Consider the following 24,764-nt stretch of genomic DNA (forward strand, 5'->3'; position numbering starts at 1 on the left):
GAGTTGGCAATTTTTATTTCATTTCAGTAGAATATGAGTAATGAAGAGAACTGCAAGCGTATACAACCTGTCCAGACAAGGCAGATTCTCCATCCCTACATAAGGAGGCCGATCTGATGCTGAGTAAAAGACTGGCGCACATCTTAAGTCAGCTCATGGCAGCTGAGACCCCGCTCACAAGCGCTGCACTTTCTGCCAGTTTACAAGTGACAAGCCGCACCATTCGTACAGACATCAAGGAACTGAACGACCGTCTTGCCCCTTACCAAGCGGCTGTAACAGCTGTTAGAGGAGCTGGCTATGAGCTGTTGATCAACGATGAGAATGCCTTTCGCCGTTTTATGAAGGAGGAGGTCGAGCAGGAAGAGCCGTTTGCTGTGCTGCCAGAGGAGCGTGTTCGGTATATTTTAAAAAGGCTTCTTTTGGCAGAATCCTATGTGAAGCTTGAGGATTTACAGGGGCAGCTGTTTATTAGTAAATCAACGATGAGCAACGATGTGAAATCGGTCAAACGTAAGCTGGAGCCCTTTGATCTGAAGCTGGAAGCGAAGCCGAGCAAAGGCTGCCGGATCAAGGGATCAGAGATGAAAATCCGTTATTGCATGTCAGAGTATTTATTCAATGAACGTCGTTCTTATCAAACGATCCTGAACACAGCGGTCACGATTTTGCCAAAGCATGAACTCGAATTGATTCAGAAAACAATGATTGATTATATCAATGAGGAAGGCATGAATCTATCAGACATTTGCATGAATAATTTAATCGTTCATGTTGCCATTGCCTGCAAACGAATTAGACACGGAAACTATGTATCTGTTCTTCCAGAGGAAATCAACGACATTCCGCGGGCAAAGGAATACAAGGTCGCTAAAAAAATGGTGGAGCGTCTAGAAGGGCTGCTGGATGTCTCATTTCCACAAGAGGAAATCGTCTATATCACCATTCATTTGCTAGGAACAGCCAAAATGGTACAGTCCTTTTCCTCGAGCGGTCAAAAACAAATTGTAGATGATGACACGAGCCGGCTTGTACAGCTCATGCTGAAGGCCATTGATCAAAAATTGCAGCTTGATTTAGCCGGCGATACGGAACTAATGATTGGATTGAGTCTGCACTTAAAGCCTGCGATAAACCGATGTAAATATGGAATGAACTTAAGAAATCCGATGCTTGATGAAATAAAAGCAGGGTATCCCCTTGCTTTTGAAGCGGGGATTATCGCCAGCAGGGTCCTTGAAGAAGAGGAGGGGCTGAGTATTCATGAGAATGAAATCGGATATATGGCGCTTCATTTTGGTGCGGCTTTAGAGCGGAGGAAAATGGAGATCCCGCCGAAGCGGTGTCTCATTGTCTGTGCGTCTGGTGCAGGGAGTGCAAGGCTGCTGCAGGATCGTTTGCGGTCACAATTTGGGTCAAAGCTGACCATTTTAGGAACAGCAGAGCTATATTCGCTTCCGCATGTCTCTTTGCATGCCCTGGATTTGATTATTTCAACGATCCCAATTCATATGGATTTACCGGTTCCAGTCATTCAAGTGAACACCATTTTGGGAGGCGGTGATTTTTTAAAAATTGAAGAAGCCCTGACGAGTGAAACAAGGGTGACATTGGCCTCTCAATATATGAAAAAGGAATTGGTTTTTACAAAACGCGCCTTTCAAACAAAGGAAGAGGTCATCACCTTTTTAACGCAAAAAGCCATCGATATGGGCTTAGCGCCAGCAGAGCTCACACCCTCTGTCATGGAAAGAGAAGAGGCTGCCCCTACCTCTTTCGGACATTATACAGCGATCCCGCACCCGATGACGCCGCTGACAGATGAGACGTTTTGGGCGATATGTACATTAGAAAAACCAATCATTTGGGGAGAAAAAAAGGTTCAATTTGTCTGCCTGCTTTGTGTCGAAAAAGAGAATGCCAAAGATTTAAAAGGCATGTACCGTCTGCTTGGGGAGCTTGTGCATAATGTGAAATTCATTCAGCACCTGATCGCCTGTGATACATTTGAAGACATGCTTGATATCATGTATAAAAAGGCACCTTCGTACAAGAACTAACTGTGTGATCTTAACTTTTTCCGCTTCCTAAAGGAAAAAGTATGGGTGTTTATGAAAGCGGTTTCATAATATGATGAATGTGTAAAGAATAGCTTCACACTTTGAAAAGGGGGCGTTTACACATGAACATCTTATTGGTTTGCGCAGCAGGTATGTCCACAAGCTTACTTGTCACAAAAATGGAGAAAAGCGCACAAGAACAAGGAAAAGAATATCGTATTTGGGCAGTATCTGGAGATTCTGCGAAAAATCATATTGATCAAGCCGATGTGCTTTTATTAGGACCTCAGGTTCGATATTTATTACCACAAATGAAAAAGCTCGGAGAAGAAAAAGGAATACCAGTAGACGTAATTAACACCGTGCATTATGGCGTATGTAATGGCGCCGAGGTTTTAAAATCTGCTGAACAGTTAGTGAACGGATAAAGGGGGCGGAGGGGATGAATGGATTCAACCGATTTCTAGAAGAGAAGGTCATGCCGTTTGCAGGGAAGATTGCCGCTCAAAGACATTTACAAGCATTGCGTGACGGAATTGTTTTAACCATGCCTCTCATTATTGTCGGTTCACTGTTTCTCATTTTAGCCAACCTTCCGATCCCAGGATACAGCGATTTTATGGCAAGTATCTTTGGAGCAGAATGGGCCACGAAACTATCCTATCCTGTGAATGCAACCTTTGACATTATGGCACTCGTTGCAACCTTCGGGATTGCTTACAGGCTTGCTGAAAAGTATGCCGTTGATGCACTATCATCTGGTGCGATCGCTGTTGCGGCTTTCCTTTTGGCTACACCATATCAAGTACCTTTCACACCTGAAGGCTCAACAGAAGCTATCCTAGTGGGCGGGGGAATTCCTGTCACACTGATGGGCAGTAAAGGCTTATTCGTTGCCATGATTATTGCCATGCTTTCAACTGAAATTTACCGCTTTATTGTTCAGCGGAACATCGTCATCAAAATGCCTGATGGTGTACCGCCAGCAGTCAGTAAATCGTTTATTGCACTTATTCCAGGTTTTGTGGTCATCACACTGATCTGGGTCGCTAGACTTGTGATTGAGATGACACCTTTTGAGAGTATTCATAATATCATCACGGTCTTAATTGGCACACCGCTATCGATTCTTGGTGGAAGCTTAGGCGGCAGTATCGTTGCGATGGGTGTGCAAATGCTCCTCTGGGCATGTGGTATTCACGGAGCTACCATTGTCGGGGGCGTTATGGGGCCAATTTGGCTCGGTGCAATGGATGAGAACCGCCTTGCATTCCAAGCAGGAGAAGTGCTGCCGAATATTTTCACAGCGCAGTTCTTTGAAATCTTCATCAACGTTGGCGGAAGCGGCGCAACGCTTGCTTTGGTGCTGACCATGATCTTACGTGCCAGAAGTAAACAAATGAAACAGCTTGGCCGCCTTGCCATTGGGCCAGCCATCTTTAACATCAACGAACCGATCATTTTTGGAATGCCGATTGTGATGAACCCAATGCTCCTCATTCCGTTTATCCTTACGCCAATCATGATGATCATTACCACATATATCGGAATGAGCACAGGGCTTGTGGCAAAACCGGCAGGGATCGCTGTCCCATGGACCATGCCGCCAATCATTTCAGGCTATCTTGCCACAGGCGGCAAAATCTCTGGTGCTGTCATGCAGCTGATTAACCTTGCGCTGTCATTTGCTCTATACTATCCATTCTTTAGAATGTGGGATAAGCAGAAATTGAAAGAAGAAAGTGAGCTAGAAACAAAAGCATCAACTGATGAAAATGTCGTCAGCATGTAATAGAGGGAACAAGGGGGATGCGGCCGATGGAAATGGAACAAATTGTGTTTCAACTCATCCTGCACGGCGGGAATGGCAGAAGCTCCGCGATGGAGGCCATTACATGTGCAAAACAAGGAAACTTTGATGAGGCGAAGCAAAAATTGCAGGAAGCACAAGACGCGTTAAATGAGGCGCATCACGCACAGACAGAGCTGATCCAAGGAGAAATCAGGGGCGAAAAGACGGATATTAGCCTCTTAATGATTCATGCGCAGGATCATCTTATGAACGCAATGACCGTCAAGGAGCTCGCAGCGGAAATCATCGAGCTCCATGAAAAAATGAAGCAACTCGGAGGTGTCAATTCATGAAAGAAGGAATCAAAATTGTCACAATAGGCGGTGGATCGAGCTATACGCCTGAGCTCGTCGAAGGGTTTATTAAACGATATCATGAATTACCTGTAAAGGAATTATGGCTTGTGGATATTGAAGCGGGTCAGGAAAAGTTAAACATCGTAGGCGCTCTGGCGAAACGTATGGTTGAAAAAGCGGGTCTGCCGATTGAGGTACACCTGACTCTTGATCGCCGGGAAGCCTTGAAGGATGCAGATTTTGTGACGACACAATTTCGTGTAGGACTGCTGGAAGCACGGGCAAAGGATGAGAGAATACCGCTTAAATACGGCGTCATCGGTCAGGAAACGAACGGACCAGGAGGTTTATTTAAAGGCCTTCGGACCATCCCAGTCATTTTAGACATTGTGAAGGATATGGAAGAGCTTTGCCCAGACGCATGGCTTGTGAACTTTACAAATCCAGCGGGCATGGTCACAGAAGCTGTTTTACGCTACACGAATCTAAAAAAAGTGGTTGGTCTATGCAATGTGCCGATTGGGATCAAAATGGGGATTGCCAAGGCGCTTGATGTAGACGTTGAACGCATTGAAGTACAGTTTGCCGGTCTCAACCACATGGTCTATGGATTAGACGTATATTTAGACGGGGTCAGCATTATGGATCAAGTGCTTGATGAACTAGGAAATCCGAACAGCCAGTGGTCCATGAGAAACATTGAAGCGAAAAACTGGGAGCCTTCTTTTGTGAAAGGATTAGGGGTCATCCCATGTCCGTATCACCGCTATTACTATAAAACGAAAGATATGCTGGAAGAAGAGCAAAAGGCGGCTCAAGAGAAAGGAACACGAGCAGAGGTTGTACAGCAGGTCGAGCAGGAATTATTTGAGCTCTATAAAGATCCTGATTTGTCGATTAAACCACCGCAGCTCGAAAAAAGAGGCGGGGCATATTACAGCGATGCAGCTTGTAACTTAATCAGCTCCATCTATAATGATAAGCACGACATTCAACCAGTCAATACAGTGAACCGAGGGGCGATTGCCAGCATTCCGGCTGAATCAGCGGTTGAAGTAAACTGTATCATTACGAAGGATGGACCAAAACCAATAGCGACAGGTGATCTGCCTGTAGCTGTGAGAGGGCTCGTTCAACAAATCAAATCATTCGAGCGTGTGGCAGCAGAAGCGGCTGTGACTGGAGATTACGAGACGGCTCTTGTTGCAATGACCATCAACCCGCTCGTTCCATCTGACGAAATTGCAAAGCAAATTTTAGATGAAATGCTTGAAGCGCATCGCGAGCATTTACCGCAATTCTTCAAATCAGTCAATGCTTAACACATAATGGCCCCTTTAATGGGGTCATTTTTTATGATTGCCCCATATGGAAACTGGAGAAAGAAGTGTATGATAGAAAAAAACAGCATGTATGGCTTCAAAGAAAGGATTGTTGGAATATGGTTGCAATTGGTTTAATGTTTTACGGGTTTGTCGTACAGCCTGTCATGAGTTATGGTACAGTGATCTTGTTTTTGTATGGCCTTATTGCTTCATTTGTTGGCCTCATTCGGCATAAGGAATATGTGTGGATCTATGTTCTCCGCCTGCTCGTTTGTTTTACCATTCCCGTGACCAATCTGTTGATGTATTTCGCAACGATTGGTGGAGATGCAAGAAAGTTTGATTTCCAGCCGATGCCGCTTGTTTACTATCTTGTCTTTATCCTAGAAATCATCATCATCTTTTTGCCAGAGATCTTTTTATTGATCGAAAAAAAGCGGAGCATCAAAAGGAAACAGTGGATATACGCAGGGGCGATTGTTGGGGTATCGGTCTTGTTTTGGTGCACAATTTGATGGGAAGCAGATTGGTCAACTAAGTCTATTTCGCTTTTTTTTCTGCAACTTCTTTCGTCTGATCTTTACAAATGTAATGGAAAGAGCAAGGATAGAGATTCCAAGAGCCTTAAATAGAAACCGGGTGAGGAACGGTGAATCGTCGAAACCAGTAGCGACGATCATCGACCCGATGCAGATCCCAAAGAACGCTAGTAGATAAGTAAAAAACATACCATCACTCTCCTTATCCATGTGTATTTACCATTATAAGGGATGAAGGAGAGGTGGATAAACAAAAAAGAACCCTTCATGAATGAAAGGTTCTTTTATATGCTTATGCTTGCTTGACGACTGAGTCAACTTCAACTGTCCAGCCGAAGATGTCTGGCTGTGTCCCTTTTTGGATGCCAGTAATGGCTTCGTATAATTTCTTCGATACTTCGCCTGTTTGACCATTTTGGATCACATATGGCTGATCATGATAAATTAATTCTCCTACAGGAGAGATGACGGCTGCCGTTCCAGTCCCGAAAATTTCTTCAAGCTCGCCAGATTGATGTGCTTCAATTAACTCATCAATTGAAATTTTGCGCTCTGTTACTGGAATTCCCCAATGCTTTAACAGCTCAAGCACAGAGTTACGTGTGATGCCTTCTAAAATGCTGCCGTTCAATTCAGGCGTCACGATTTCTCCGTTGATTTTAAAGAAGATATTCATGCTGCCGACTTCTTCAATGTATTTTTTCTCGACCCCATCAAGCCAAAGAACCTGTGAAAATCCTTTCGTTTCAGCAACTTGCTGTGCCTTAAGGCTTGAGGCATAGTTTCCAGCTGTTTTGGCATTTCCTGTTCCACCCTTAACGGCACGGACAAACTCATTTTCAACTGCAATTTTGACCGGATGAATGCCTTCTTTATAGTATGATCCCACTGGAGATAAAATAATGAGCAGTTTATACGTGCTAGACGGTGCAACACCTAAATACGGCTCAGTGGAAATAATGAATGGACGAATATACAAGGAAGTGCCCTCTGCATCAGGTACCCAATCCTTATCAATGCGAATGAGTTCATTTAAGCCCTCTAATACTGTTTCTGTATCAATCTGCGGAATACACAGGCGGTCATTGGATCTATTTAAGCGTTCCATGTTTTTTTCCGGACGGAATAAGAGAATTTTTTGATCCTCAGAAACATAAGCCTTCAAGCCTTCAAAAACAGATTGACCATAATGGTAGACCATCGAAGCTGGGTCCATTGGAATGGCCTGATAAGGGATAATTCTTGGATCGTACCAGCCTTTATCAACTGAATAATCCATCACAAACATGTGATCTGTGAAGATTTTTCCGAATTCAAGTTGATCAGATTGAGGTTTTGGTTTTTTTGTTGAACTAAGTTCAACGCGGATGGGTTGTTTTGGCATTGTAAATCTCCTTGCTGTTTGATTATTTGAAAATTCTAATAATATGAAATAATTATGATTCTATTCTATACCTTCACAAAATATTAGCAATAGGTTTTCTGTAATTAAGACAAGAAAAATCTGTTAAAGCGCTTTCCTTCTCTCTGCTGTCAGTTTGGCTCATGTCACCCCTTTTTAAAAAAGAAATAAAATCCAAATGCATTATTAACTGATTAATCTGACAATTTAAAAACGAATGGTTTTCCTGTAAGATATTCTTTCAACCATACACCTTTTGACTAGTACATTGCAAGGGACATCGTCATATTTTAATCCTCTTTTTTTTAACCGATAAAGGAAGAAGAGAAGGGAAAGGAGCAAACAACAAGATGAAACGAGCGATACCAGGCATTTTACTCATTTTATTCATGACCGTGATCAGCTTTGGCTGTCAGGCGATGACAGATGAGGCTGGAGCTAAGCAAAGCACAGCCTATTACGTAGCGGTAAACGGAAACGACAAAAACCCGGGAACAAAGCAAAAACCTTTCCGTACGCTGAAAAAAGCGGCAAGTATGGCGAAGGCTGGGGCAACCATTTACATGAGAGGCGGTACATACAAAGAAAAATTGATTGTCCGCCATTCAGGAACAAAGAAAGCGCCCGTTGTCTTTCAAGCTTATGGAAAAGAAAAACCTGTGATTAGCGGGGCTTCCCTTAAAGGAAATCAAGCCGATGGCGGTCTTGTCACGATCGATCAAAAGAGCTACATCACCCTCAAAGGCCTGACTGTAGGACATCTTAAGACGAATAAAGAAGATTTGACACCAGTTGGTATTTTCATCAAAGGAAGCGGCAAAGGCGTCAAATTGCTTAATAACCGAGTGTATGACATTCAGACGAAACATGAAAATGGAAATGCACATGGAATTGCTGTCTATGGGACAAAAGCTCCTGCAGCGATTGAAGACATTGAAATCAAAGGAAATACCGTTGAAAAATTAAAGCTGGGCTTCAGTGAAGCGCTTGTGCTAAATGGAAACGTCAAAAAGTTCCGTGTGACACATAACACGGTCCGGCACACTGATAATATTGGCATTGATTTAATTGGTTATGAGAACGTAGCACCCTCTAAAAAGTATGATCAAGTCAGAAATGGTGTCGTCTCTAGAAACAAAGTATATGAGATTACGAGTGCAGGGAACCCAGCCTATGGGAGCGACATCTCCGCTGGCGGAATTTATGTTGATGGAGGAAAAGACATTGTGATCGATCATAACATCTCACATCACAATGATTTGGGGATTGAAGTCACAAGCGAACATAAAGGAAAAATGGCAGACCGCATCCGCATCGAACACAATCAAGTGTATTTGAACCGTTATACAGGCATTTCTATTGGCGGCTATGATAAGAAGCGGGGCGGTACAACCAATACGGCGATTTCACATAATACTTTGTACAAAAATGACACAGCCGGCTTAGAGGGCGGTCAATTGCTGATGCAGTATCAAGCAGTGAACAATCGAATCACGAATAATATCATGACAGCTAGTGCTTCGCATTACTTAGTCGTGAATCTTTATCAAGTGAACCAAGAGAATACCTTCCAGAAAAACGTTTATGATGACCGAAAAGGTGCAAAAGCATCACAGTGGGTATGGCGCGGGAAATGGATGGAAGGCTACAAAACGTATCTCTCTAAAAGCGGTCAAGATAAAGGATCAGCACATCTCAATCCGCAATTTGTGAATGAGAAAAAATATGATTTCCGTCTGAAGAAATCATCACCTGCGAAGAAAATCATCGGAAGCTGATGTTATTTTAGGAATTTTCAAAAAAGTCATTGACATTGATGTGACATCACATTAAAGTAAAGAAGACATTTCAACGAAAACAAATTTCATAACGGATCTCTTATCAAGAGAGGCAGAGGGACTGGCCCTATGACGCCCAGCAACCGTTTCTATTTTAGAAATTGGTGCTAATTCCTGCAAAGCTGTTACAGCTTTGACAGATAAGAGAGGAAGACTTCCCGATACATGTTTCATGCAACGGTGATCAAGCCTCTCTTTCCAAGAGAGGCTTTTTTCGTCTCTTTTTCGAATCAAATGTCTGTTTTTTTACAGGCGTATTTCCACTTTTTTACCTAGTTTTCCGATGTGAAAAATAAAAACAACTTGAGGAGGAACAGCAATGAAGCGTAAGCATTTTACATCATTTCTTGTCTTATTAACGGCATTAACCGTCCTGTTAACAGGCTGCGGCACCGGATCAAGTGCAGGCTCAAAGGCAAATACGAACGAAAAGGTTTCCTTTGACAATGTACCGAAGCGATTTGCAAAGGGACAGGGGGCAAAAATTAAAGTCATCCGCAAAATTGGCGGAGACGATCATACGGCTCAATTTTTAGCTGGGACCAAGGCAGAAGGGGAAGCACTCGGCTTTACGGTGGATGTCTACACCGCAAATGGAGATACAGCGAAGTTCCATGATGCCATTTCTCAGGCGCTTGAAGAAAATTATGATGGCTTTATCATCTCTCACGGGGACGACGATGCGACAGTCGCTGATGTGAAAAAGATCACAGCGAAAGGCATTCCAGTTGTAGCATTTGATTCGAATCCTAAGCTGAAGGACATCAAAGGGGTCACAGTGACGTCTCAAGATGACGAACAATTAGCAAAAAAATCATTGGATGCACTCGTGTCTGATTTTAAAGGAAAAGCAAATATCGCGTACCTCTGGGTAGATGGATTCCCGCCAATGGTGAGACGAAATAAGGTCTATCAAGAAACGCTTAAACAACATTCAGGGATTAAGGAGCTTGACCGCTTTGGTATTGCCTCCTCTGATACGTCTGTTCAAACGCAAAATGCAGTAGCAGCCATGCTGAATAAGTATCCAAAGGGCAAGCTGGACGCTATTTTCGCCACATGGGATGCCTTTGCCATTGGGGCAGCAAGAGCGTTAAAGGAAGCAGGAAGAACAGAAGTGAAGATTTACGGAATTGATGTGTCAAATGCGGATCTTCAAGAAATGACGGCGAAGGACAGTCCGTGGAAGTACACAGCGGCGGTTGATCCGAAGCTCATCGGCGCAGTCGACGTGAGGATTCTTGCGAAGAAAATAGCTGGTGAGAAAACACCATCTTCCTATGACCTTGAGGCCTCTCTCATCTCGCAAAAGCAGCTTCAACAAGCAGGAAAAGCCATTAACATGGTCAATCTTGCAGACGAAGTGAAGGGATTCGGTTCATCGACTGCTTTTGAGGAAGATTGGATGAAGACCTTGAAGAAGCATTATACAAAATAAGCGACGTGCACTCTCTATCCATAGAGGGTGTTTCGTTTTTCAGATGATATCAAGAGAAGGAGGACACCTATGACAGCGCCGCTTGTTCGTATGAAGAATATTTCAATTGAATTTCCAGGGGTCAAAGCGTTAGATCAAGTGAATTTCACATTAAAAAAAGGGACGGTCCATGCACTGATTGGAGCAAATGGAGCTGGGAAGTCAACGTTAATGAAGGTTCTTTCTGGCGCTCATTCGCACTTCGACGGAACCATCCACATTAATGGCCAGGCGGCATCCATTCAAACCCCAAAGGATGCATCCTCATATGGTGTGCAGACGGTCCATCAAGAAGTGGATACGGCTCTTGTTCCCTACTTAACTGTTGGTGAGAATATGATGATGCATGTGATTGAGAAAAAAACATTTGTCAGCTGGAAAGAGCTGCATCGCAAAGCGGCTCAGCTATTAAAAGAAATGGACATCGACATTTCCACAAAACGACTTGTCAGCGATCTGACCCTTGCCGAAAAACAGATGGTGCTCATTGCCAAGGCCGTTTCCATTAAATGCAGCATTTTAATCTTAGATGAACCAACGGCTCCGCTTAGTCATGCAGAAACAAGCAAATTATTCTCAATGATTAATCGGTTGAAACAGAATGGGACGGGGATCGTGTTTATTTCTCACCGCATGCCTGAAATTTTCACCATCTGTGATGAACTGACTGTGATGCGAAATGGAACGGATGTCGCAGCTCACCTTGTCAAAGACACAAATCCACAGCAGGTCATTGAAGAAATGCTAGGTGCACCATTAGAGGAGCAATTCCCGTCTCGCAGGCCACTGAAAGATGCACCTATTGTGCTTGAAGTGAAAGAGCTAAACGATCAACATAAATTAAACAACATTCACTTTTATGTCAAAAAAGGAGAAATTCTCGGGATCGCAGGACTTGTCGGTGCTGGTAAAACAGAATTGTGCAAAGCCCTTTTCGGTGCCTCAGAAAAAAAGACGGGGACCGTGCAGCTTCATGGTCAAACCATTCGCATCACATCGCCTCATCAAGCGGTGAGAGCTGGAATGGCCCTTGTGCCGGAAGAGCGGAGAAAAGAAGGGATTCTGACCGAAGAGAGCGTGGGGTGGAACTTAACGGCTGCAAGTCTTCATTCATTTTCACGGATATTCAGCTTCTTACATCGTTCGAAGGAAAAGCGGGAAGCAGACGAAATCGTCAAACGGCTTGGTGTCAAAACGCCGTCTCTTGAAGCAAAGGTGAAGCACCTATCTGGTGGAAATCAGCAGAAGGTTGCTATCGGAAAATGGCTGCTGGCTGAGGCAGATGTGTATCTCTTTGACGAACCAACCAAAGGTGTAGACGTTGGAGCGAAAAAAGATATTTTCACTTTGATTGCAGAGCTTGCCGCCCGCGGAAAATCTGTCATTTATGCGTCGAGTGAGCTGTCAGAAATTGCAGGTATCGCTGACCGAGTATACGTGTTATATGATGGCAGCATTGCCCGGGAAATGACCGCACCGACGACAGAAGAGGAGCTTTTATATCATTCAACAGGAGGACAATCATGAGCGAACAACAAATTCCAGCCCCTGTGCAGCAAGTCAAAAAACAGCGGCCATCCTTTCATCTGTTTGATTTCTTTTATCGATATGGGACGATTTTAACCATTGTCGTGTTGATTGTGGTATTTGCGGCAGCGAATCCAGCGTTTTTGCAATCAGGAAATATCATCAATATTCTACGGTCTATCTCAATTGTGACCATCATTGCGGTGGGCTTAACCATCTCATTGGCAGTAAACGGCTTTGATTTATCAGTTGGATCAGTCGCCACGCTATCAAATGCGATTGTCATTTCTATGTTCGTATGGTTCTCGCAAAACCCACTGATTGCAATCCTCTCTGCACTAGCGGCTTCTATCATTGTTGGTTTGTTAAATGCATGGATGATCGTCAAAATGAAAATTCCAGATATGCTCATGACATTAGCCATGATGTTTATCATTCAAGGGCTGGCTCAAACGTATACGAAAGGGGCGACCATTTCTGAAAATATGGTGCTGCCTGATGGTACGTTCTCAACGGGAACGATTCCTGCCTTTTTCAGCAAAATTGGACAGGTGCCATATATCATTCTTATTATGGCTGCCATTGTACTATTTGCGCATGTTTTCATGACCTACACAAAGCACGGCCGATTCATGTACATCATCGGTGGGAATAAGGAAGCGGCTCGATTATCTGGCATTCATGTGAACAAATATAAAATTGCGGCCTATTTGCTTTCTGCGTTATTTGCAGCGATCGGCGGTATCGTGCTCGCATCAAGGGTGATGACAGCAGAAATTAATGCTGGTGCACCATATTTAATGGATGGAGTAGCGGCTGCTTTTATCGGTTTTTCCGTCATGGGAGCAGGTAAGCCAAACGCATTTGGTACTTTTATCGGGGCTGTACTCATCGGGATCTTACAAAATGGGCTTGTGATGATGTCTGTCCCTTATTATGCAATGGATATTGTGAAGGGTTCTGTGCTGGCCCTTGCTCTGGCGCTGACATATTACAAACAACGAGGCTAACTGCGTATTTTTTAAAACCATTCGAGTCCTCTTTTCGTCTAGTAAACGGAAAGCGGTGCAGCCGCCGCTTCCCAAAAGGAGATGACAAAGAAAATGAATATGTCAGCAACTCATGTAGAAGATTTGAAAAATGTCATGGAAGACTGGAAAAATGAACTATTAGTATATAAATTTGCGTTAGATGAAATGGATACAAAGTTCTCGATTATCAGCCAGGAGTATAATTTAATCCATGGACACAACCCAATAGAGCATACAAAATCACGGATCAAATCGTTTGAAAGCATAGTGAATAAGCTAGCAAGAAAAGGATGCGACATCACGACACAATGTGCCAAGGAGCATATCCATGATATCGCAGGTGTCCGCATCATCTGTTCTTTTATTCAAGATATCTATAACATTATGGATGTATTGAGGCAAAGAGAGGATTTAAAGATTCTTGAAGTGAAGGATTACATTCAACATCCGAAATCAAATGGCTACAGAAGCCTACATTTAATTGTGGAGATACCTGTTTACTTAACGAATCGTGTGGAGCATGTGAAGGTTGAGATTCAAGTGCGGACCATTGCAATGGATTTTTGGGCAAGTCTAGAGCATAAAATCTATTATAAACTGCAAAACGATGTTCCTCATCAGCTGACCGATGAACTGAAGGAAGCCGCAGATATTGCCCATTACTTAGATGAGAAAATGCAAAATATTAAACGAGAAATTGATTAGCACATAAAAAAGCAGCTGTTTTAATCACAGCTGCTTTTTTATTATTAAGGGTTGGTTCCACGGTCCCTCTTTTGAATGATATCTTGAGATTGTGCAGATTGACTGTCTTTTTGAATAGAAGTACCAACAGAAACACCTGTTATTAAGAGCGTTAAAATCGCACTTGTGATGAGCCATTTCTTCATCATACATCACTCCATTTTCTTAACAAGTTTTTAAGGACAACGCCTTGTTTCTAAAATAAGAGGATTCTTCATGAAGCCCAAGATCCAATAAGTAAGCTGCTGCATCCTGACAAATAGCTTCAAGATCGACAAGGAAATTCATCGATTCTAATTGATCACAATAAGCCTTGATTTGCTCAATCATGTTGTCTGGCTGAATCATAAGTGTTTCTAAAATGGATAATTTAAGTGAAATGTTTCGTTGTTTTAAATTTTCTGCTTTTTGAAGTGAAAGCTGTACATAGTAGTGGAACAAACCAGGCTTTTTCAGCTTAAATAGTGCTTTTGTGTAGGCATACATGGCGAGTAAATAGCCGCCTGGAGAAGAAGTTTCGAATGTCTCTATCATTAAAGCCTTTTCTAGGAGCGGCACAGCTTCACTGTATTCATTTCTTAGACTCTTAATAAATGCTGCATTGCAATAGGCGTGGCCAAGTAAATCTGGATCTTCCATCTGTTCTAGTGAATGAATCACTTCTTCAAACAACGCTTCTGCCTCATCATATTTCGACTGATCCGCATAATTCAAAGCAAGCATCATTTGACAGCTGATTGATTTTTTTACATAACATGGATCTGCGTCGTAAATAGATGAAGCCATCTTTAAGTGGTGGATGGAGAGAAGCGTGGACCTAATATTATAGTAAAGACACCCTGTTTTATAATGAAATTCCGCTTTTTCAATGTCATCATGTACGAGATCTAATTTATCCTCGGCCAATTTTAAATGGTGAAATGCCGTATCCTGATTACCTCTTCGCATTTCATACATCCCTTTAAAGAAATAGAAATAATAGCTGAGCATATCATCCGTACGGATGGCATTTTCATCAACAAAAAGACTATGATCTAACGAAGCTGTATCTTCTATTAGATCTTTAAAACGGTACTCTAGCAGTTGATAGTAAAGTAAGACATCTTGATTTTCTTCCATTCGATCAAATGCTTGAAGAATGTCTTCTTTTAACTGGATGGCACCTTGTATTTCTCTTTTTTTCATCATGACATACCAATCATTGAGCATATTCGCTACATCAACGGACGACAAAACACTTGCTTCTGCCAATTCATATCCTCCTTTCTTCATCTATCAATATCCGTTCTTCTGAATCAACTTTCCATATTCCAGTATCTTCTTATATTTTAAGCTCTCTCTTGCAGTTTGTAAAACATGTTTTTTGATGTAAATTCAACCAGTAGTGAAAGAAATAGGGAGTCGCCACTCGTTTTGTATACGCTTACATATTTTTAGGTAAAAAGAGGGTTTTGGAAAAAATATATTACAATATCAATAAAGAGAGGGAGCCAGTTATTGAGATTGCTTTCATATGCAAGGAAGAAACATCATTTATCAAGGCACCGCCTCGTTTTTTTGTGAGATTATCTCACATTATAATTGTGAATCACTCTTCTTTTAGAATAAAATGAGTTATTCGCAAAAAAGTAAAATTTAAAGAGACTATTGATCTAGAATTGTATGGATCTTTGGTATTGATAAAAAACATCACACACTATAGCTTTAGCGTGGTATAGTAATATTGTTATTGCGAATATTTAGACAAAACTGACAATGGGGGTCGTGTTTTATGAAGAAATCGATGTTATTGATCATGGGACTAATTGTTGTGCTTGTCATGGCAGCCTGTGGATCAAAATCGGACAGTGGTTCGGGAGAAGGCAAAGGCACATATAAAATTGGGATCGATACAACTTATCCGCCATTTGAATTTGAAAAGGGCGGTAAATATGAAGGGATAGACGTTGATTTAATTAATGCAATCGCGAAAGACCAAGGTTTCAAAGTGAAGCTTGAAGCGATGGACTTCTCAGGAATCATTCCAGCGATGCAGGCAGGACAGCTTGATGTTGGAATGGGCGGGATGAGTATTACAGATGAGCGTAAGAAGAAAGTAGATTTCTCAGATCCTTACTTCGACGCTGGGCTGACAGTTGTTGTGAAAAAGGACAGTAGCATCAAATCTATTAATGATTTAAAGGGGAAAAAGCTAGCTGTTAAAAACGGAACGACTGGTGCAAAGTTCGCATCTGATAACGCAGATAAATATGGGTATGAAGTCGTTCAATTTAATGACAGTCCATCTATGTTCCAGGAAGTATCAAACGGAAATGCAGATGCTTTAATTGAGGATTATCCTGTCATTACGTATGCGATCGCACAACAAGATTTAAAATTGAAAACAGTTGGAGACCGCTTGAATGGAGACCAGTATGGTATCTCTGTCATGAAGGGGAAAAACCAAGACCTATTGAAGAAGATCAATAAAGGCCTTGAGAACCTAAAGAAAAACGGTGAATATGACAAAATTATTGATAAATATTTGAAGTCATAACACAAGCGAGGCGCGCTCCGAGCGCGCTTTCTTTATGTGTCAGCCGTATGTGAATTAGGGAGGGAGAAACATGGATACAATTATTAATGCATTTCCGTATTTAATGGATGGTTTGCAAACCACTTTATATATCTTTGTTGTTGCCATCATTTTAGGGTTTATCATCGGTTTAATTGTGGCATTATTCCGTTTGTCACCATTTAAAATCTTAAATTTCATCGCACTCATCTTTGTGAATGCCATTCGAGGCACACCATTTATCGTACAGCTATTCTTCATTTATTTTGGTTTGAATACACTTGAATTCATTTCGCTTGATCGAGTACCCGCAGGGATTATTACAGTAGCAATTAATGCAGGGGCTTATTTCTCAGAAATTATTCGTGCAGGGATTCAGTCTATTGATAAAGGACAAACAGAAGCTGCGCGCTCTTTAGGCTTTACAGGGGGGCAAAACATGCGCTTTATCGTCCTTCCGCAGGCATTCCGCCGCATGCTCCCAGCTATTACAAACCAGGCCATCATCAGCTTGAAGGATACATCTCTCTTATCTATTATCGGAATTGCCGATATTATGCAGCGAGGACAAGTTCAAGCATCGGCTACATTTGATCCTTTGAATGTCTGGCTCATTGTCGGTGTCATTTATTTCGTGATCATTTATTTACTTTCTCTACTGGCTAGCTACGCAGAAAGGAGATTTGATATCAAATGAGTATGATTACGGTGAAAAACTTAAAGAAATCCTTTGGCGATCACGAAGTGTTAAAGGATATAAATGCAGTCATCGAGGAAAAGGAAGTAGTGTGTGTCATTGGTCCTTCTGGATCAGGGAAAAGCACGTTTCTAAGATGCCTCAATAAATTAGAAGATATCACGGCTGGAGAAGTCATTGTCCACGGACATACGATTACTGATCCAAAAGTGAATATTAATAAAGTACGACAAGAAGTAGGCATGGTGTTTCAGCACTTTAATTTATTCCCTCATAAAACCGTTTTAGAAAACATCACAATTGCACCGATAAAGGTAAAAGGCATCGAGAAGAAGGCAGCAATCGAAAAAGCGTTAGACTTGCTTGAAAAAGTCGGCTTAAAAGACAAAGCCCAAAGCTATCCTAACCAATTATCTGGTGGGCAAAAACAGCGTGTCGCCATTGCGAGAGCGTTGGCAATGGATCCGAAAGTACTATTATTCGATGAGCCGACCTCAGCTCTTGATCCTGAGGTCGTAGGGGATGTATTAGCTGTAATGAAACAATTAGCTGTCGAAGGTATGACAATGATTGTGGTCACACATGAAATGGGTTTTGCAAGAGAGGTGGGAGACCGTGTCATCTTTATGGATGGCGGATATATTGTCGAGGAAGACAAACCAGAAGCTCTCTTTGGAAACCCGCAGCATGAGCGTACAAAATCATTTCTTAGTAAGGTGTTATAAAAAAGAGTAAGGGCATGTATATGCTCTTACTCTTTTCTTTATGAATAAGTGGAAGAGAGATTTAGCGGCCCCATTTCCTAGGAAATATTAGCGCTGGAAGAATTCGATCCACTCTTGGTCTGGCCCTCTGAAAAAGAAGTAGCAATATCCATTTGGTAATGTCGTGATTTCTTCATCAATTAATTCAATTTGCAGCTTTTGAATACGATTGAATTCAGCATGAATGTTGTCTGTTGTGAAGGCAAGATGATGGACCTTTCCTTCAGATGGCAGGTCACTGCTGTAGCCTTGGATGAGCTCAATTTCCGTTTCGGTTTCATCTTTAAAACCGAGAAATGCAAGCTCAATTATTCCATTTGTATGAGTGATGCGGTCCTTTAATTTCATGCCCACCACTTTTTCATAAAAATCAATGGACTGATCAATATTCGAAACCATAATACCTGTATGATCTAAGCGTAATGTCGTCAAAAGAAGTGCCTCCTCTATGTCATGTTGATATTTTTCTCCTCATCTTATCATAATAGAAGTAACGTATACATTCATATGGTAGGATAGAGAGAGTCAATTTAGGATAAGGATGACACACATGAAAAAAATCTCATTAAAACAAACATTCGCAGAACAAGTGAAAAAGGGATATCCGCTCATATCCAAAGATGCAGTATCGCATGTGAACGGTGTAAGGGAAGGCGAGCTCATTGAATGGGTGGATGAGCGAGGTGCTTTTTTAGGAAAAGGGTATTACGGTGTACAAAATAAAGGAATCGGCTGGGTACTAACCTTTGATGCAAACGAAAAAATAGATCAAGCTTTTTTTGTCTCTAGGCTTGAGCAGGCAGCAAAAAGCAGAACGCATTTATTTCGTGATGCAGATACGACCGCTTTCCGTGTGTTCAACGGAGAGGGTGATGGAATTGGCGGCGTCACGATTGATCATTATGACGGATTCTACCTCATCCAATGGTATAGCGAAGGAGTCTATACATTAAAGGCAGAAGTATTGGCTGCACTTGAGCAAGTATATCCGAACTATAAAGGCATTTATGAAAAGAAACGATTTGATACATCAGGACAGTATATAGAAGATGATGATTTTGTGAAGGGAGAGAAAGGTGAATTTCCTCTCATCGTGAAAGAAAACGGCATGAACGTGGCGGTTTACTTAAATGATGGCGCGATGACGGGCATTTTCCTTGATCAGCGCCATGTGAGAAAAGCGATCCGAGACCGTTATGCAAAAGGAAAGACTGTGCTCAATACGTTTTCTTACACAGGTGCTTTCTCAGTGGCAGCTGCGCTTGGCGGAGCGAGCCGTACGACAAGTGTGGATGTTGCAAACCGCAGCTTGAAAAAAACATCTGAGCAGTTTGAAGTCAATGATATTGATGTGGACAGGCAGGATATCAAAGTCATGGATGTCTTTAAATATTTTCCGTTTGCAGCGAAAAAAGGCTGGACCTATGATCTCGTCATCTTAGACCCGCCTTCCTTTGCGCGAACGAAAAAGCACACATTCAGTGCAGCGAAGGATTATAAGAAGCTATTAAGAGAAGCCATCCAAATCACAGCTGAGAACGGCGTCATTGTGGCATCAACGAATAGCAGTGCGTTTGGCATGAAGAAATTTAAAGGGTTTATTGCGCAGGCTTTTAAAGAAGCAGGGCAAACCTATCGGATACTTGAAGAATATACCCTTCCTGAGGATTTCCGTACAACGAAAAATTATCCTGAGGGGAACTATTTAAAGGTTGTCTTCATACAAGCATAAGAAAAAGCCATTTTCCAATAAGGGAAATGGCTTTCAGCGTGTAGACAAACCCTCGCATTCGCCCGCAGGTCTGCGCTCCGGTGCTCACGAATGTCAAATTCGCTCCGCTCTGGTACTCGTCCTTCCTAGACTGCAAAGGTTTTCTATCACGCTGAAAAGAAGACAAAGTGCTAAAATGTTCTTTATTTTAGCACTTTGTCAACAATCTAAAAGCTATTTCCTATAAGGGAAATGGCTTTTTCTATAAGGCAAACGACATAAGGATAGGCGCTGCACATAATGTAATAATGGCTGAAATAATCATTGATACACTTGAGATCGTCCCTGAGACGGAGCTCATTTCAAAGGCCTTCGATGTTCCTGCCCCATGTGCACCTGTTCCAAGCAGGACGCCCATGGCGATGTCATTATCGATGCGGAAATAACGGATCACCATTGGACCGATGATCGACCCAAACAGTGCGGTTAAAATGACAAACACAGCCGTAACGGATGGCATGCCGCCGATCATTTCTGACACACTCATCGCTACAGGTGTTGTGACCGATCTTGGGACAAGGCTCTCAATAAGACCTGTGTCCAGATGAAACAACTTGGCGATAAATGCCGTTGATAAGATCGCAATGACAGAGCCGCAAGCCACATTCAAAATAATTTCCACTGCATGCTTCTTCAGGATATGAAAATACTTATATAAAGGAATGGCAAAAGCAACAGTCGCAGGCTGCAGCATATTCGTGAGCCATTTCCCGCCTTGATTGTAAGCATCGTAAGGAATGTTGACGATTAACAGCAAGACGACAAGTACAAGCGGGGTCACAAGTAATGGTGAGACATAGACCTTAGGATGCCGTTTGTATACCGCTTTTGATCCGAGATATAAAAGAACTGTTAAAATCAGAAATAATCCGCCAACTAACATAGCTTTTTCCGCTCCTTTCGTTTCGCAATCATTTGCGTCATGATACCAGTCGAGAGCATGACCACAAACGTACTAATTAAGACGACAAGGACAATACTTGTGCCAGATTGAGAAAGCAGTTTTCCATAATCAATGACACCAACTGCTGATGGAATAAAGAAAAGCAGCAGTTCTCCGAGCAGCCATACGGCGCCAAGTTCTATCCATTTTAATTGAATGATCTTAAAATGAAGTAATAAGAAAATGACAAGAATGCCTAAGATCGTGCCCGGAATTCTTAAATGCAAAAAGGCCGCCAGCACATTCATGAATTTCGCAAAAATAAACAAGGCCATAATCTGAAGGGCAGCAATCAGCGGCTTTTTGAGCAATTTCACTTTCTGTTCACTCCTTTTTCTATATAAATTGTTCACTATTTCACAAAAACATGACAACGTTCAATTGATGAGCTTACTTTAAAGTGTACAGCACGTTTAGTTATAGGTAAAATACATATATCGAATAGTTATTATTCCTTTTGTCTATAGGAAGGATGAAGCAAGTGGACATCAGACATTTAACATATTTCTTAGAAGTGGCAAGGTTAAAGAGCTTCACGAAAGCATCGCAGTCCCTATACGTATCACAGCCGACCATTTCCAAAATGGTCAAAAACCTGGAGGATGAGCTGGGGGTGCAGTTGTTTTACCGAAATGGCCGGCAGGTTGAAATGACTGATGCTGGCCAAACGATGTATACACAGGCGAGTGAAATCACACAATCATTTCAGAATTTAACGAGCGAGTTAAATGATTTAATGAATGTGAAAAAAGGGCATATCCGAATCGGACTGCCGCCGATGATTGGGTCAAGTTTCTTCCCGAATGTCATGGGGGAATTCCGCCAGCAATATCCAGATGTCACATTTCAATTGGTCGAGCACGGCTCCATTAAAGTAGAGGAAGGGGTCGAGGATGGGTCGTTAGATATTGGTGTCATTGTTCTGCCTGCAAATGATAAAATTTTTCATACGTACACCATTATTAAAGAGAACATGAAGCTCGTGACGCATCCATCCCATCCGATGGCTGGTCGTGAGGAGGTACATTTAGCTGATTTAAGGGAAGAGTCATTTATTTTCTTTAGAGAAGATTTTGTTCTGCACAGCCGGATTTTAAATGAATGTATGAATGCGGGATTCCGGCCAAATGTCATTTATGAAACGTCTCAGTGGGATTTCATTAGTGAAATGGTAGCTGAAAACTTAGGGATTGGACTTCTGCCAGAACGAATCTGCCGTGATCTTGATCCTGAAAAGGTAAAGGTCATTTCTCTAAACCCGTCGATCCCGTGGCATTTAGGTGTCATTTGGCGAAAGGACCGCTATTTGTCGTTTGCGGCTAGAGAATGGTTAAAGCATACGAAATCCTACGTGTGGGATGCAGAGTAAAAGGGAGGACGATACAGATGAAAACAAGCTGCGCGTCTCAATTATTGGAGAAGGTTCGAGAGAAAAATCCACTCGTTCATAATATCACCAATCAAGTCGTGACGAATTTTACAGCGAATGGACTGCTTGCTTTAGGTGCTTCGCCGGTCATGGCAAACGCCAAAGAAGAAGTGGCTGAAATGGCGCAATTAGCGGATGCACTAGTGCTTAATATTGGTACATTGACTAAGGAAACGGTGGAAGCCATGATTCTCGCTGGACAAGCCGCCAATGAAAAAGGTGTACCTGTTTTGTTAGATCCTGTCGGCGTCGGTGCGACAACGTTTCGAACGAATGCCGCTAAACAGCTGTTAGAGAAAGTGAAAATCACCGTTGTCAGAGGAAATGCTGCTGAAGTGGCTCATTTACTTGGAGTGGATGGCTGGGAGTCAAAAGGCATTGATGCGAAAGCCGCCAATGGAGATGTAGCGGCATTAGCCAAACAAGCGTCCATTGCACTTCAGACAATAGTGGTGATCACAGGGAAAGTCGATGTGGTGTCAGATGGAGATGAGGTGCTGTCCATTCATAATGGACATGAATGGCTCACGAAGGTGACGGGAACGGGCTGTTTGCTGACGTCTGTCATCGGAGCATTTTGTGCAGCGGGTGAACAGCCGCTTCATGCGTCGGCAGCTGCATTGCTGTTTTATGGTGTCGCCGCTGAAAGGGCAGCTCTGCATGCAAAGGATCAAGGACCGGGAACCTTTCAAATGGAATTATTAAATGCACTATCACACACAACCGGCGAAGATGTGCTGACACTAGGGAAAATAGGGGGAGTTTCACATGACAAAGGCTGATCAACAGCAAATCAAACAGCAATTATCGGTTTATTTTATTATGGGAACAGCGAATACAACGAGACTGCCGCTTGATGTTGTGAAAGAGGCCATTCAAGGTGGAATCACCATGTTTCAATTTCGTGAAAAGGGTGAAAAAGCCTTGCAAGGTGAAGAGAAGAAACAATTGGCTCGTCAAATCCAAGCGCTTTGCCAAGAAGCAAATGTTCCTTTTATTGTGAATGATGATGTACAGCTAGCGATTGATCTTGATGCAGATGGCGTTCATGTTGGACAGGAAGACACAAACGCAAAAGACGTCAGACAAAGGATCGGGAATAAAATATTAGGCGTGTCGACGCATAACCTAGATGAAGTGAAACAAGCCATGAAGGACGGAGCAGATTATGTCGGGATGGGCCCAGTCTATCCAACGGAAACGAAAAAGGATACACGCAGTGTCCAGGGGGTGTCTTTGATCACTGAAGTCCGCCGTCATGGCCTTCAGATTCCGATTGTTGGTATCGGAGGGATCACATACGACAATGCTGCACCAGTGATACAAGCTGGGGCAGATGGTGTGAGCATCATTAGCGCCATTAGCCAGAGCCCCGATCCTAAAAAAGCAGCAGAAGAGCTGAAATCACTTGTTGTAGCAGAAAAAGCATCCCTTTAACTTGAAGAAGACATGGATTATATCAATTCATGTCTTTTCTTATGTCTGGAAAAATAGACAGGAGAGAAACAATTGTGTACAATCACATTAGTTCGATCGTTTTCGAAATGACAGGTAAATAAAGGAGAATGAACATGGAAGTGCTCGATACGTATTTTCGCCGATATGATGAAGCAGGAAAAGGGCAGGAGCAACTGGATGAATTGCTGGCATTGTTTTCTGACGATGTCATGATTGTCTTAAATGGCGCACAAAAGCCTGGTATCCAAGCATTCACACAGTTTTTGAACACGTTTTTCCACGTGCATGAAGACATTAAGCATATGTGGGATGGGTGGATTAAAAGAGAAGACGGAAAGTATGAAACAAACTGGGCTGTTTGCGGAAAGCTTTCGGATGGCCGTGTCTATACAGCAGAAGGAATTGATATCGCAGAGCTGGACGACCAAGGGAAGATCGTTTATTTAGAAAACGTTCCGAAAAACCAAGAGTTATTCCAGCGCTATTAAAAAGCCGGCTGAGCAGCCGGCTTTTTTATTTGTCTAAAGAATATGCCTCAATTGCCTCTTGAGCAGATGTTTCTTTATCAAAAACCAGGTGGCGGCTGTACACTTCACTCAAGTGTAGTGATTTTTGTTCTAAGTGATCTACGAGCTCAAAGATATCTAGGATGGCTGCTAATCTTATGATGGTTTGTCCACCTTCTGCATTATCGTAGGTTTCTTCTGGAAAGCCTTGTTCGACTTTTTCCTTCACTTTACGTCGGTTTTTAGCTTTTACCAAGACAATTCGTTCTTCAAAGATTTTATCAGGTATACTGCTTGGCGTTGAGATGGATTCAAATAAACATTTTGCAGAATAAATCCTTTGCATATGTCATCCCACTTCTTTCATGTCGTTTTAAATAATTTCCAGTATGTGTATAACATGATAACATAGGAATGACATCTTGCAGGAAATACATAACTATAAATAGATTCATTACGAGGAGGGATAGGAATGAAGAGTGTGGTGGATAACAGAGGGGAAGTTCATGAAATTCTGTTAATTCTCATTACATGCTGCTCTCTAATCACGT

Annotated in this window: 26 protein-coding genes and 1 riboswitch; of the genes, 19 read left to right on the forward strand and 7 right to left on the reverse strand. The window is 42.3% G+C overall.

Annotated elements, in window-relative coordinates; translation table 11 throughout:
- Nucleotides 1-116 precede the first annotated feature (116 nt).
- The 6 genes from JVX94_RS15820 (at nt 117) to JVX94_RS15845 (ending at nt 6,048) form a co-directional block, all read left to right on the forward strand.
- A complete protein-coding gene (locus tag JVX94_RS15820) occupies nt 117-2,060 on the forward strand; it encodes a BglG family transcription antiterminator (RefSeq protein ID WP_205183754.1) in 1,944 nt (647 codons plus the stop codon).
- 122 nt (nt 2,061-2,182) lie between these two features.
- Nucleotides 2,183-2,488, forward strand: a complete 306-nt coding sequence (locus JVX94_RS15825) for a PTS sugar transporter subunit IIB (protein WP_024423869.1) — start codon at nt 2,183-2,185, stop codon at nt 2,486-2,488.
- A gap of 14 nt (nt 2,489-2,502) precedes the next feature.
- Nucleotides 2,503-3,852 carry a PTS cellobiose transporter subunit IIC gene (celB, locus tag JVX94_RS15830; RefSeq protein ID WP_024423868.1) on the forward strand — a complete coding sequence of 450 codons (1,350 nt, stop codon included), beginning with the start codon at nt 2,503-2,505 and terminating at the stop codon, nt 3,850-3,852.
- A 26-nt stretch (nt 3,853-3,878) separates the two neighbouring features.
- On the forward strand, nt 3,879-4,205 hold the full coding sequence (locus JVX94_RS15835; protein ID WP_003215078.1) for a PTS lactose/cellobiose transporter subunit IIA: 327 nt from the start codon (nt 3,879-3,881) through the stop codon (nt 4,203-4,205).
- Nucleotides 4,202-5,530, forward strand: coding sequence for a 6-phospho-beta-glucosidase (locus JVX94_RS15840; protein ID WP_144471771.1), 1,329 nt, complete (start codon nt 4,202-4,204; stop codon nt 5,528-5,530). Before JVX94_RS15835 ends, JVX94_RS15840 begins: the two co-directional genes overlap by 4 nt.
- A gap of 119 nt (nt 5,531-5,649) precedes the next feature.
- The gene (locus JVX94_RS15845) at nt 5,650-6,048 is read left to right on the forward strand and encodes a hypothetical protein (RefSeq protein WP_095410071.1); all 399 of its coding nucleotides are present in this window, start codon (nt 5,650-5,652) and stop codon (nt 6,046-6,048) included.
- 316 nt (nt 6,049-6,364) lie between these two features.
- Here JVX94_RS15845 and JVX94_RS15850 read toward each other — a convergent pair whose 3' ends face one another.
- Complete coding sequence (locus JVX94_RS15850; RefSeq protein ID WP_024426445.1) at nt 6,365-7,456, reverse strand: branched-chain amino acid aminotransferase; 1,092 nt, start codon at nt 7,454-7,456, stop codon at nt 6,365-6,367.
- Between the two features lie 368 nt (nt 7,457-7,824).
- On the opposite strand from JVX94_RS15850, the gene JVX94_RS15855 reads away from it, so the two are divergent.
- The 5 genes from JVX94_RS15855 to ywaC all read left to right on the forward strand — a co-directional run bounded on the left by JVX94_RS15855 (nt 7,825) and on the right by ywaC (nt 14,052).
- A complete protein-coding gene (locus tag JVX94_RS15855) occupies nt 7,825-9,252 on the forward strand; it encodes a right-handed parallel beta-helix repeat-containing protein (RefSeq protein ID WP_205183757.1) in 1,428 nt (475 codons plus the stop codon).
- Between the two features lie 97 nt (nt 9,253-9,349).
- Nucleotides 9,350-9,459, forward strand: a riboswitch (SAM riboswitch).
- Nucleotides 9,460-9,631: 172 nt separating this feature from the next.
- Nucleotides 9,632-10,750 (forward strand): sugar ABC transporter substrate-binding protein, encoded by a 1,119-nt coding sequence (locus JVX94_RS15860; RefSeq protein WP_095409879.1) that lies wholly within the window; start codon nt 9,632-9,634, stop codon nt 10,748-10,750.
- 69 nt (nt 10,751-10,819) lie between these two features.
- Entirely contained in the window at nt 10,820-12,316 is a 1,497-nt protein-coding gene (locus JVX94_RS15865) for a sugar ABC transporter ATP-binding protein (protein WP_205183760.1), read from the forward strand.
- On the forward strand, nt 12,313-13,326 hold the full coding sequence (locus JVX94_RS15870) for an ABC transporter permease (protein WP_144471781.1): 1,014 nt from the start codon (nt 12,313-12,315) through the stop codon (nt 13,324-13,326). Before JVX94_RS15865 ends, JVX94_RS15870 begins: the two co-directional genes overlap by 4 nt.
- Nucleotides 13,327-13,419: 93 nt before the next feature.
- Complete coding sequence (gene ywaC / locus JVX94_RS15875; RefSeq protein ID WP_205183763.1) at nt 13,420-14,052, forward strand: GTP pyrophosphokinase YwaC; 633 nt, start codon at nt 13,420-13,422, stop codon at nt 14,050-14,052.
- A 44-nt stretch (nt 14,053-14,096) separates the two neighbouring features.
- On the opposite strand, the gene JVX94_RS15880 is transcribed toward ywaC, so the two are convergent.
- A complete protein-coding gene (locus JVX94_RS15880) occupies nt 14,097-14,237 on the reverse strand; it encodes a hypothetical protein (RefSeq protein ID WP_162860197.1) in 141 nt (46 codons plus the stop codon).
- Nucleotides 14,238-14,256: 19 nt separating this feature from the next.
- Nucleotides 14,257-15,342 (reverse strand): Rap family tetratricopeptide repeat protein, encoded by a 1,086-nt coding sequence (locus tag JVX94_RS15885; protein WP_144483988.1) that lies wholly within the window; start codon nt 15,340-15,342, stop codon nt 14,257-14,259.
- 520 nt (nt 15,343-15,862) lie between these two features.
- Here JVX94_RS15885 and JVX94_RS15890 point away from each other — a divergent pair.
- The 3 genes from JVX94_RS15890 (at nt 15,863) to JVX94_RS15900 (ending at nt 18,067) form a co-directional block, all read left to right on the forward strand.
- Nucleotides 15,863-16,627, forward strand: a complete 765-nt coding sequence (locus JVX94_RS15890; RefSeq protein WP_024423857.1) for a transporter substrate-binding domain-containing protein — start codon at nt 15,863-15,865, stop codon at nt 16,625-16,627.
- A 70-nt stretch (nt 16,628-16,697) separates the two neighbouring features.
- Nucleotides 16,698-17,342 carry an amino acid ABC transporter permease gene (locus JVX94_RS15895; RefSeq protein WP_095409874.1) on the forward strand — a complete coding sequence of 215 codons (645 nt, stop codon included), beginning with the start codon at nt 16,698-16,700 and terminating at the stop codon, nt 17,340-17,342.
- Nucleotides 17,339-18,067: an amino acid ABC transporter ATP-binding protein gene (locus JVX94_RS15900; protein ID WP_095409873.1), complete on the forward strand. Its 729-nt coding sequence runs from the start codon at nt 17,339-17,341 to the stop codon at nt 18,065-18,067. Before JVX94_RS15895 ends, JVX94_RS15900 begins: the two co-directional genes overlap by 4 nt.
- Nucleotides 18,068-18,154: 87 nt before the next feature.
- Here JVX94_RS15900 and JVX94_RS15905 read toward each other — a convergent pair whose 3' ends face one another.
- Nucleotides 18,155-18,538, reverse strand: a complete 384-nt coding sequence (locus JVX94_RS15905) for a glyoxalase GlxA (RefSeq protein WP_095409872.1) — start codon at nt 18,536-18,538, stop codon at nt 18,155-18,157.
- A 118-nt stretch (nt 18,539-18,656) separates the two neighbouring features.
- Between JVX94_RS15905 and JVX94_RS15910 the strand changes: the two genes are divergently transcribed.
- Complete coding sequence (locus tag JVX94_RS15910; RefSeq protein ID WP_205183764.1) at nt 18,657-19,838, forward strand: class I SAM-dependent rRNA methyltransferase; 1,182 nt, start codon at nt 18,657-18,659, stop codon at nt 19,836-19,838.
- Nucleotides 19,839-20,079: 241 nt separating this feature from the next.
- Here the strand turns inward: JVX94_RS15910 and JVX94_RS15915 are convergent, their stop codons facing one another.
- Nucleotides 20,080-20,760 (reverse strand): CidB/LrgB family autolysis modulator, encoded by a 681-nt coding sequence (locus JVX94_RS15915; RefSeq protein WP_024423852.1) that lies wholly within the window; start codon nt 20,758-20,760, stop codon nt 20,080-20,082.
- Nucleotides 20,754-21,137, reverse strand: a complete 384-nt coding sequence (locus JVX94_RS15920) for a CidA/LrgA family holin-like protein (protein ID WP_024426437.1) — start codon at nt 21,135-21,137, stop codon at nt 20,754-20,756. Before JVX94_RS15920 ends, JVX94_RS15915 begins: the two co-directional genes overlap by 7 nt.
- A 164-nt stretch (nt 21,138-21,301) precedes the next feature.
- Here JVX94_RS15920 and cidR point away from each other — a divergent pair, with 164 nt between their 5' ends.
- The 4 genes from cidR (at nt 21,302) to JVX94_RS15940 (ending at nt 24,195) form a co-directional block, all read left to right on the forward strand.
- A complete protein-coding gene (cidR, locus tag JVX94_RS15925) occupies nt 21,302-22,189 on the forward strand; it encodes a cidABC operon transcriptional activator CidR (protein ID WP_039182411.1) in 888 nt (295 codons plus the stop codon).
- A gap of 17 nt (nt 22,190-22,206) precedes the next feature.
- Nucleotides 22,207-23,031, forward strand: a complete 825-nt coding sequence (gene thiM, locus JVX94_RS15930; RefSeq protein WP_205183765.1) for a hydroxyethylthiazole kinase — start codon at nt 22,207-22,209, stop codon at nt 23,029-23,031.
- The gene (gene thiE, locus JVX94_RS15935; protein ID WP_144483978.1) at nt 23,018-23,686 is read left to right on the forward strand and encodes a thiamine phosphate synthase; all 669 of its coding nucleotides are present in this window, start codon (nt 23,018-23,020) and stop codon (nt 23,684-23,686) included. The genes thiM and thiE overlap by 14 nt, the downstream gene beginning before the upstream one ends.
- A 134-nt stretch (nt 23,687-23,820) precedes the next feature.
- Nucleotides 23,821-24,195 carry a nuclear transport factor 2 family protein gene (locus tag JVX94_RS15940; RefSeq protein ID WP_144483975.1) on the forward strand — a complete coding sequence of 125 codons (375 nt, stop codon included), beginning with the start codon at nt 23,821-23,823 and terminating at the stop codon, nt 24,193-24,195.
- A gap of 25 nt (nt 24,196-24,220) precedes the next feature.
- Here JVX94_RS15940 and JVX94_RS15945 read toward each other — a convergent pair whose 3' ends face one another.
- Nucleotides 24,221-24,559 (reverse strand): DUF4288 domain-containing protein, encoded by a 339-nt coding sequence (locus tag JVX94_RS15945; RefSeq protein ID WP_144471794.1) that lies wholly within the window; start codon nt 24,557-24,559, stop codon nt 24,221-24,223.
- Between the last annotated feature and the right edge of the window lie 205 nt (nt 24,560-24,764).

The organism is Bacillus sp. PDNC022 (assembly GCF_016919285.1).
Lineage (GTDB): Bacteria > Bacillota > Bacilli > Bacillales > Bacillaceae > Bacillus > Bacillus safensis.